1 protein-coding gene is annotated in these 946 nt (G+C 69.3%); it reads left to right on the top strand.

Translation table 11 applies throughout. From position 1 onward, the window contains the following. Window positions 1–32: 32 nt before the first annotated feature. A partial coding sequence (locus ACTWP8_RS38185; RefSeq protein ID WP_443326643.1) for a PucR family transcriptional regulator occupies window positions 33–946 on the top strand: 914 nt, incomplete at its 3' end.

The following is a 946-nucleotide window of genomic DNA, read 5'->3' as shown; positions in this document are numbered from 1 at the left end:
TGGACGCTCACACCATCGGTGAGCCGGCGCCGGTGCAACTGGACGACGGCATGTGGACCATGCCGGTCGCCACCGGCAACGAGTACCTCGGCACGCTGTTCCTCGACCCCAGCCGCCCGCTCACCGACCGGGACCAGCGGCTGCTCCGGCGCGCCGCGCAAACGGCGGCGGTCATGCTGCTGTTGCAGAACAGCAGGACCGCCACGGCCGATGGCCACGTTCGTGACGAGCTCCTCGACGATCTCCTGCTCAGTCCGCAGCGCCCGCCGCACCAGCTCGAGAAACGCGCACGACGGCTCGGCATCGACCTGGGCGCCCAGCACGTGGTGGTCATCGCCCGCCCCGAGGGAGGCGCTCAGACCAAGACGTGCACGTGGGCCTCCTCGTACGCCCACCGCATGAACGGGCTCAAGAGCATGCAGGGTGACACCGCCGTGCTCCTGCTGCCGGCGAAGGACGCGGGAGAGGCGGCCCGGACGGTCTGCGACGAGCTGTCGCCGCTGCTCGGCCACCCGGTAACGGTGGCGGCTGCGGGTCCGGTATCGGATCCGGGAGCGGTCTTCCACGGATACCAGGAGGCGGCTCGCTGCCTTGACGCGATGACGGTACTCGGTGCGGTCGGGAGCGCCGCCTCCGCGCGCGAACTCGGCTTCCTGGGCGTGCTGTTATCGGACAGCCTCGATGCGGAGGGATTCATCGACTCGGTGATCGGTCCCGTCTTCGACTACGACCGGCAGCGTTTCACCGAGCTCACCCGCACCATGGACGCCTACTTCGACACCGGCGGCAGCCCGAGGTACGCGGCCGAGAAACTGCATGTGCACCCCAACACCGTCGCCCGCCGCCTGGAACGGATCAGCGAACTCCTGGGTCCGGAATGGCAGAAGCCGGAGCGCGCACTCGAAGTCCAGCTCGCGCTCCGGCTGTCCCGCCTACGGCATGTGCT

This window comes from Streptomyces sp. 7N604, assembly GCF_052245475.1.
Classification (GTDB): Bacteria; Actinomycetota; Actinomycetes; order Streptomycetales; family Streptomycetaceae; genus Streptomyces.
Note: the sequence above shows the minus strand (reverse complement) of the source record. Positions and strands in the feature narration are given on the sequence as shown.